This window comes from Salmonella sp. 32120201201600049SM, assembly GCF_017572835.1.
Classification (GTDB): domain Bacteria; phylum Pseudomonadota; class Gammaproteobacteria; order Enterobacterales; family Enterobacteriaceae; genus Salmonella; species Salmonella enterica.
Genome location: NZ_JAGESA010000005.1, coordinates 256,475 through 263,848, shown reverse-complemented (window position 1 = coordinate 263,848; position 7,374 = coordinate 256,475). Strand labels below are relative to the sequence as shown.

Below are 7,374 nucleotides of genomic sequence, written 5' to 3'. Positions count from 1 at the left end.
TTTGCCTGGCGGCAGTAGCGCGGTGGTCCCACCTGACCCCATGCCGAACTCAGAAGTGAAACGCCGTAGCGCCGATGGTAGTGTGGGGTCTCCCCATGCGAGAGTAGGGAACTGCCAGGCATCAAATAAAACGAAGGGCCCTGTCGGAAGACAGGGCCTTTTGTTTTATCTGTGGTCTGTCGGTGAGCACTCGTTGCGCAGCAACGGCCCGTAGGGTGGCGGGCAGGACGCCCGCCATAAACTGCCAGGCATCAATTTCGTGAAGAAGCCCATCCAGACGGACGGGCTTTTTTGCGTGTGTGGTAACATTTAAAAATGCAGGCCTGATAAGCGCAGCGCCATCAGGCAACCTGCACCGCCGGATGGCGGCTCCGCCTTATCCGGCCTGCATGCAATTATCAGGCAGCGCCACTACTCACGGATAAATTAAATTCAACAATGGATACGGTTTCCCAAGATCGTCGACCTCCGAACGTCCCGTCACCTTAAATCCCATTTTCTTATAAAATACAACAGCTTGTGTATTCTGCTCGTTAACATTGGTTGTCAACCCCGGCGCCAGTGTTAACGCATGTTCAACTAATCTCTTACCGATACCCTGACCACGCACGTCCGGATCGACAAACAGCGCATCCATATGTTCGCCGGTAAGCAGCATAAATCCTACCGGCTCATCCTGATCGGTCACGGCAACCCATAGTGGCGCTTCTGGCAGAAAATCGCTCACCAGTTCTTCCAGTTCGGCCCGATAAGCGTTTGACAGAAAATCGTGCGTGGCATCGACAGAGCGACGCCAGATCGCAATCAGTTTTTCCCCTTCCTCATGCCTTGAACGGCGAATGTTAATCATCATCTTCACTCCTTTTTTGCTTACTTCTATTCTAATGCAAATGCTGTCGTGAAACTTTCTCACCTTGAACTTGCAGACTCGACATTCGCCTGATTTCTGAGTATCTTCAGCTATCTGGATGTCTAAACGTTTAAACGTATGTCGTGAGGTTATCAGGTTATGCCGATTCGCGTGCTGGACGAGCTACCCGCCGTCAATTTTTTACGTGAGGAGAATGTCTTCGTCATGACGACTTCTCGCGCATCAGGTCAGGAAATTCGCCCGCTAAAGGTACTTATCCTTAACCTGATGCCGAAGAAGATTGAAACGGAAAATCAGTTTCTGCGTTTGCTATCGAACTCGCCATTGCAGGTCGATATTCAACTGCTGCGGATAGATGCCCGCGAGTCGAGGAACACGCCAGCCGAGCATCTGAACAACTTTTACTGTAACTTCGACGATATCTGCGATCAGAACTTTGATGGGCTTATCGTGACCGGAGCGCCGCTGGGTCTGGTGGAGTTTAATGACGTGGCTTACTGGCCGCAGATTAGGCAGGTGCTGGAATGGGCGAAAGATCACGTTACTTCGACGCTATTTGTCTGTTGGGCCGTTCAGGCCGCACTCAATATTCTTTATGGTATCCCTAAGCAGACCCGTACAGATAAACTTTCCGGCGTCTATGAACATCACATCCTTCATCCTCATGCTCTGTTGACGCGTGGTTTTGATGATTCGTTTCTTGCGCCACACTCACGCTATGCCGATTTCCCGGCGGCGCTAATACGGGATTATACGGATCTTGAAATTCTGGCCGAAACAGAAGAGGGGGATGCGTACCTGTTTGCCAGCAAAGATAAACGTATTGCGTTTGTCACCGGTCATCCTGAATATGACGCCCATACGTTAGCGGGTGAATATTTTCGTGACGTTGAGGCCGGGTTAAATCCGGAGGTTCCGTACAACTATTTCCCAAAAAACGATCCGCAAAACATACCGCGCGCAACCTGGCGCAGCCACGGTAATTTACTGTTTACTAACTGGCTCAACTATTATGTCTACCAGATTACGCCATATGATCTGCGTCACATGAATCCAACCCTGGATTAATCTTCTGCTCCTGACGATCCTAAAGCGTTTCAGCATGTTGAATCAGGCACCTTCGGGTGCCTTTTTTATTTCCGAAACGCACCTCATCATGTAATTAAATTTAATTTATATTGTTATCAATAGGTTAATGTATAATTAAATTAAAAATGGAAATTGTTTTTGATTTTGAAATTTAATTGAGTAGTCTTAGTTGTGTTGAACGAAAAGCGCACAGTGATCCTTCGTTCGCATTGGGGATGTATCTGGATCAACAACGAGGAGCTGCATGATGAATCCACAGGCAACCACAACTGATGAATTAACCTTTACCAGGCCGCAAGGCGAGCTGGAAAAGCAAGTCCTGACCGCTGAGGCAGTCGAGTTTTTGACGGAGTTAGTTACCCGTTTTACGCCAAAACGCAATAAACTCCTGGCTGCACGTATCCAGCAACAGCAGGATATTGATAACGGTAAGTTGCCTGATTTTATTTCGGAAACCACTTCCATTAGAGAAAGTAATTGGCAGATTCGTGGTATTCCGGCGGATTTACAGGATCGCCGAGTAGAAATTACCGGGCCGGTTGAACGTAAAATGGTGATTAATGCCCTGAACGCAAACGTGAAAGTGTTTATGGCGGATTTTGAAGACTCGCTGGCGCCGGACTGGAATAAAGTTATTGATGGTCAAATCAACCTGCGTGATGCGGTGAACGGCACCATTAGCTATACCAACGAAGCCGGAAAAATCTATCAGCTCAAGCCCGATCCGGCCGTATTGATTTGTCGTGTACGTGGTCTACATCTGCCAGAAAAACATGTTACCTGGCGGGGGGAAGCCATTCCCGGCAGCCTGTTTGATTTTGCTCTGTACTTTTTCCACAACTATAAAGCGCTGCTCGCTAAAGGTAGCGGCCCGTATTTTTACCTGCCGAAAACGCAAGCCTGGCAGGAAGCAGCCTGGTGGAGTGAAGTTTTCAGCTACGCCGAAGACCGCTTTAACCTGCCGCGCGGTACGATCAAAGCGACCCTGTTGATTGAAACGCTGCCGGCTGTTTTCCAGATGGATGAGATTCTTCATGCGCTGCGTGATCATATCGTCGGTCTCAACTGTGGTCGCTGGGATTATATTTTCAGCTATATCAAAACGTTGAAAAATCACCCGGATCGCGTCCTGCCGGACAGGCAGGTGGTAACGATGGACAAACCGTTTCTGAGCGCCTACTCGCGCCTGCTGATCAAAACCTGCCACAAGCGCGGCGCGTTCGCGATGGGCGGTATGGCGGCGTTTATCCCGAGCAAAGATGTTGAACGCAACAATCAGGTCCTTGCCAAAGTGAAAGCGGATAAAGCGCTGGAAGCGAACAACGGCCACGACGGCACGTGGATTGCGCATCCTGGGTTGGCGGATACCGCAATGGCCGTCTTTAACGAGGTACTGGGCGAGCACAAAAATCAGCTGTTCATTACCCGTGATGAAGATGCGCCGATTACCGCCGAGCAGTTACTGGAGCCATGTGAAGGCGAACGCACAGAAGCGGGAATGCGCGCCAATATTCGCGTGGCAGTGCAGTACATTGAAGCGTGGATCTCCGGCAATGGCTGTGTACCGATTTATGGTCTGATGGAGGATGCCGCGACGGCGGAAATCTCACGAACCTCTATCTGGCAGTGGATTCACCATGAGAAAACGCTGAGCAATGGAAAACCCGTAACGAAAGCGCTTTTCCGCGAAATGTTGGCGGAAGAGATGCGGGTAATCCAGGACGAACTGGGCGAGCACCGCTACAGCAGCGGGCGCTTCGACGATGCCGCACGTCTGATGGAGCAAATCACCACCTCAGATGACTTAATCGACTTCCTCACCCTGCCGGGCTATCGCTTACTGGCTTAATTCACCACATAACAATATGGAGCATCTGCACATGAAAACCCGTACTCAACAAATCGAAGAATTACAGAAAGAGTGGACACAACCGCGCTGGGAAGGCATCACCCGCCCGTACAGCGCGGAGGAGGTGGTGAAATTACGCGGCTCGGTTAACCCGGAATGCACGCTGGCGCAGCTCGGCGCCGCGAAAATGTGGCGGCTGTTGCACGGTGAAGCGAAAAAAGGCTATATCAACAGCCTTGGCGCGCTGACTGGCGGTCAGGCGTTGCAGCAGGCGAAAGCCGGTATTGAGGCGATTTATCTTTCAGGCTGGCAGGTGGCGGCAGATGCCAACCTGGCATCCAGCATGTATCCGGATCAATCGTTGTACCCGGCAAACTCTGTTCCGGCGGTAGTGGATCGGATCAACAACACTTTCCGTCGTGCAGATCAGATCCAGTGGGCATCCGGTATTGAACCCAACGATCCGCGCTATGTGGATTACTTCCTGCCGATCGTTGCTGATGCGGAAGCCGGTTTTGGCGGCGTTCTGAATGCCTTCGAACTGATGAAATCGATGATTGAAGCCGGTGCAGCGGCCGTTCACTTCGAAGATCAGCTGGCGTCGGTGAAGAAATGCGGCCATATGGGCGGCAAGGTGCTGGTCCCCACGCAGGAGGCGATTCAGAAACTGATTGCTGCGCGTCTGGCCGCTGATGTGATGGGCGTCCCGACGCTGGTGATTGCGCGTACCGATGCGGATGCGGCAGATCTGATCACCTCCGACTGCGATCCCTATGACAGCGGTTTTATTACCGGCGAACGCACCAGCGAAGGTTTTTACCGCACCCATGCGGGCATTGAGCAGGCGATCAGCCGCGGTCTGGCGTATGCCCCGTATGCCGATCTGGTGTGGTGCGAAACCTCTACGCCGGATCTCGAACTGGCGCGTCGTTTTGCCGATGCTATCCACGCGAAGTATCCGGGCAAACTGCTGGCCTATAACTGTTCACCATCCTTCAACTGGCAGAAGAATCTGGACGACAAGACCATTGCCAGCTTCCAGCAGCAGTTGTCGGACATGGGTTACAAATACCAGTTTATTACCCTGGCGGGCATCCACAGCATGTGGTTCAACATGTTCGACCTGGCACATGCATACGCTCAGGGCGAGGGCATGAAACACTATGTTGAGAAGGTTCAACAACCCGAGTTCGCCGCGGCGAAAGATGGCTACACCTTTGTTTCCCACCAGCAGGAAGTGGGTACTGGTTACTTCGACAAAGTCACCACCATTATTCAGGGCGGCGCGTCATCCGTTACCGCATTAACGGGTTCCACCGAAGAATCGCAGTTTTGATTGATGCCCGGTGGCGCTGCGCTTACCGGGCCTACAGATAGCGTAGGCCGGATAAGCGAACGCGCCATCCGGCATGACGTGGTGCCGGATGAGGGAAAAAAATGCCGCGTGGCCTGGAATTACTGATTGCTCAAACCATCCTGCAAGGCTTTGACGCGCAGTATGGTCGATTTCTGGAAGTGACTTCCGGCGCGCAGCAGCGTTTTGAACAGGCCGACTGGCACGCCGTTCAACAGGCGATGAAAAGCCGTATCCACCTCTATGATCATCATGTGGGCTTGGTGGTGGAGCAACTGCGCTGTATTACCGATGGCAAAAGTACCGACGCGGATTTCCTTTTACGCGTTAAAGAGCATTACACCCGGCTGTTACCGGATTACCCGCGCTTCGAGATTGCGGAGAGCTTTTTCAACTCCGTTTATTGTCGGTTATTTGACCACCGCTCGTTAACACCCGAGCGGTTGTTTATTTTCAGTTCGCAACCGGAGCGCCGCTTTCGTACTATCCCGCGCCCGCTGGCCAAAGACTTCTTTCCCGATCACGGTTGGGAGACTCTGTTGATGCGCATACTCAGTGACTTACCGCTGCGTTTGCCCTGGCAGAATAAAAGCCGGGATATCCGCTATATTATCGCGCACCTGACTGAAACACTGGGCGAGGACGCGCTACCTCGCTGCCATGTCCAGGTGGCGAATGAGTTGTTTTACCGTAATAAAGCGGCCTGGCTGGTAGGTAAATTAACCACACCTGACGGTACGCTGCCGTTTTTACTGCCGATTCATCGCACTGATGAGGGTGAACTGTTTGTCGATACCTGCCTGACCACCACGGCAGAAGCGAGCATTGTGTTTGGTTTTGCCCGCTCTTATTTTATGGTGTATGCGCCGCTGCCTGCCGCGCTGGTTGAGTGGTTGCGTGAAATCCTGCCGGGTAAAACCACTGCCGAACTGTATATGGCGATTGGCTGCCAGAAACATGCGAAAACCGAAAGCTACCGCGAATATTTGTGTTATCTGGCTGAAAGTGATGAGAAATTCATTGAGGCGCCTGGTATCCGCGGCATGGTGATGCTGGTGTTTACCCTGCCAGGTTTCGACCGGGTATTTAAAATCATTAAAGACAAATTTGCCCCGCAGAAAGAGATGTCTGCCGCCCATGTGCGTGCCTGTTATCAACTGGTAAAAGAGCATGATCGCGTCGGTCGTATGGCGGATACCCAGGAGTTTGAGAATTTCGTACTGGATAAACGGCAAATCGATCCGGCGCTGATGGCGCTGTTACGACAAGAAGCGCCAGAGAAGATTACCGATCTTGGGGAACATATCGTCATTCGCCATCTCTATATTGAACGTCGCATGGTGCCGCTGAATATCTGGCTGGAACAGGTAGAAGGCCAGCAGTTGCGCGATGCGATAGAAGAATATGGTAATGCGATTCGCCAGCTTGCCGCCGCTAATATTTTCCCCGGCGATATGTTGTTTAAAAACTTTGGCGTTACCCGTCATGGTCGCGTGGTGTTCTACGACTACGATGAAATTTGCTACATGACGGAAGTGAATTTCCGCGATATTCCGCCAGCGCGTTATCCGGAAGACGAACTGGCCAGCGAACCCTGGTATAGCGTCTCGCCAGGTGATGTTTTCCCGGAGGAGTTTCGCCACTGGCTGTGTGCCGATCCGCGTATCGGGCCATTGTTTGAAGAGATGCATGCCGACCTGTTTCGCGCCGATTACTGGCGCGCGCTACAGACGCGTATTAAAGAAGGGCATGTAGAAGATGTGTATGCCTATCGTCGTCGCCAGCGCTTTAGCGTGCGTTACGGCGCGATCTCAAGTACGGCGAACTCTTCGTAAACCAGTTCCATCTCCGGCGACCAATTACCCTCGCGCTCAAAAAAGGCCCGGTGTGCCGCTTGCCAGTACGCCAGGCTAAGATCGCCTTCGCCTTCCAGTGCGGCGAGATCGGCGCTCATCTCGTTAAAACGGATCAGCCTGAGCGCCAGCGTGCGTATGACGCACACGGCGTCGCCTGTGCCGTTGAGCACAATGTGATATGACCCAGGCGTGACAGGGGGCTGCTCTTTCTGATAGCTAACCAGCGAGCTACAGGTGCCACGCTTTTTACCGGCGATCGCTAGCGCCGCCAGCTCGTCGGCCAGCGCCGGCGAATCACCGAAAGACCAACAGAAGGCCTGTGGGTACTTCTCCTGCCAGTATAATTTCAGGCTGC

At 52.2% G+C, this 7,374-nt stretch carries 6 protein-coding genes and 1 rRNA gene; 5 read left to right on the top strand and 2 right to left on the bottom strand.

All coding sequences use genetic code 11. The annotated features are described in order from the left end of the window. Positions 1-4 precede the first annotated feature (4 nt). Positions 5-120, top strand: a 5S ribosomal RNA gene (gene rrf / locus J4650_RS13915). Positions 121-415: 295 nt separating this feature from the next. Here rrf and J4650_RS13910 read toward each other — a convergent pair. After that, positions 416-853: an acetyltransferase gene (locus J4650_RS13910; RefSeq protein ID WP_001631763.1), complete on the bottom strand. Its 438-nt coding sequence runs from the start codon at positions 851-853 to the stop codon at positions 416-418. A 156-nt stretch (positions 854-1,009) separates the two neighbouring features. Between J4650_RS13910 and metA the strand changes: the two genes are divergently transcribed. The 4 genes from metA (at position 1,010) to aceK (ending at position 6,998) form a co-directional block, all read left to right on the top strand. Further along, a complete protein-coding gene (metA, locus tag J4650_RS13905; RefSeq protein WP_001122767.1) occupies positions 1,010-1,939 on the top strand; it encodes a homoserine O-succinyltransferase in 930 nt (309 codons plus the stop codon). Positions 1,940-2,207: 268 nt separating this feature from the next. Then, complete coding sequence (aceB, locus tag J4650_RS13900) at positions 2,208-3,809, top strand: malate synthase A (protein WP_001069371.1); 1,602 nt, start codon at positions 2,208-2,210, stop codon at positions 3,807-3,809. A 31-nt stretch (positions 3,810-3,840) separates the two neighbouring features. Continuing rightward, positions 3,841-5,145, top strand: coding sequence for an isocitrate lyase (gene aceA / locus J4650_RS13895; RefSeq protein ID WP_000857878.1), 1,305 nt, complete (start codon positions 3,841-3,843; stop codon positions 5,143-5,145). Positions 5,146-5,246: 101 nt separating this feature from the next. Continuing rightward, positions 5,247-6,998, top strand: coding sequence for a bifunctional isocitrate dehydrogenase kinase/phosphatase (gene aceK / locus J4650_RS13890; protein WP_001137275.1), 1,752 nt, complete (start codon positions 5,247-5,249; stop codon positions 6,996-6,998). Here aceK and J4650_RS13885 read toward each other — a convergent pair. Beyond that, a complete protein-coding gene (locus tag J4650_RS13885) occupies positions 6,962-7,369 on the bottom strand; it encodes an ASCH domain-containing protein (RefSeq protein WP_077677840.1) in 408 nt (135 codons plus the stop codon). The two genes, aceK and J4650_RS13885, sit on opposite strands and share 37 nt — an antisense overlap. Positions 7,370-7,374 lie beyond the last annotated feature (5 nt).

Excerpts from the sequence above, each read along its gene's own strand:
- metA (WP_001122767.1), top strand. The coding sequence starts at position 1,010 with ATGCCGATTCGCGTGCTGGACGAGCTACCCGCCGTCAATTTTTTACGT.
- aceA (WP_000857878.1), top strand. The coding sequence starts at position 3,841 with ATGAAAACCCGTACTCAACAAATCGAAGAATTACAGAAAGAGTGGACA.
- aceK (WP_001137275.1), top strand. The coding sequence starts at position 5,247 with ATGCCGCGTGGCCTGGAATTACTGATTGCTCAAACCATCCTGCAAGGC.
- aceB (WP_001069371.1), top strand. The coding sequence starts at position 2,208 with ATGAATCCACAGGCAACCACAACTGATGAATTAACCTTTACCAGGCCG.
- J4650_RS13910 (WP_001631763.1), bottom strand. The coding sequence starts at position 853 with ATGATGATTAACATTCGCCGTTCAAGGCATGAGGAAGGGGAAAAACTG.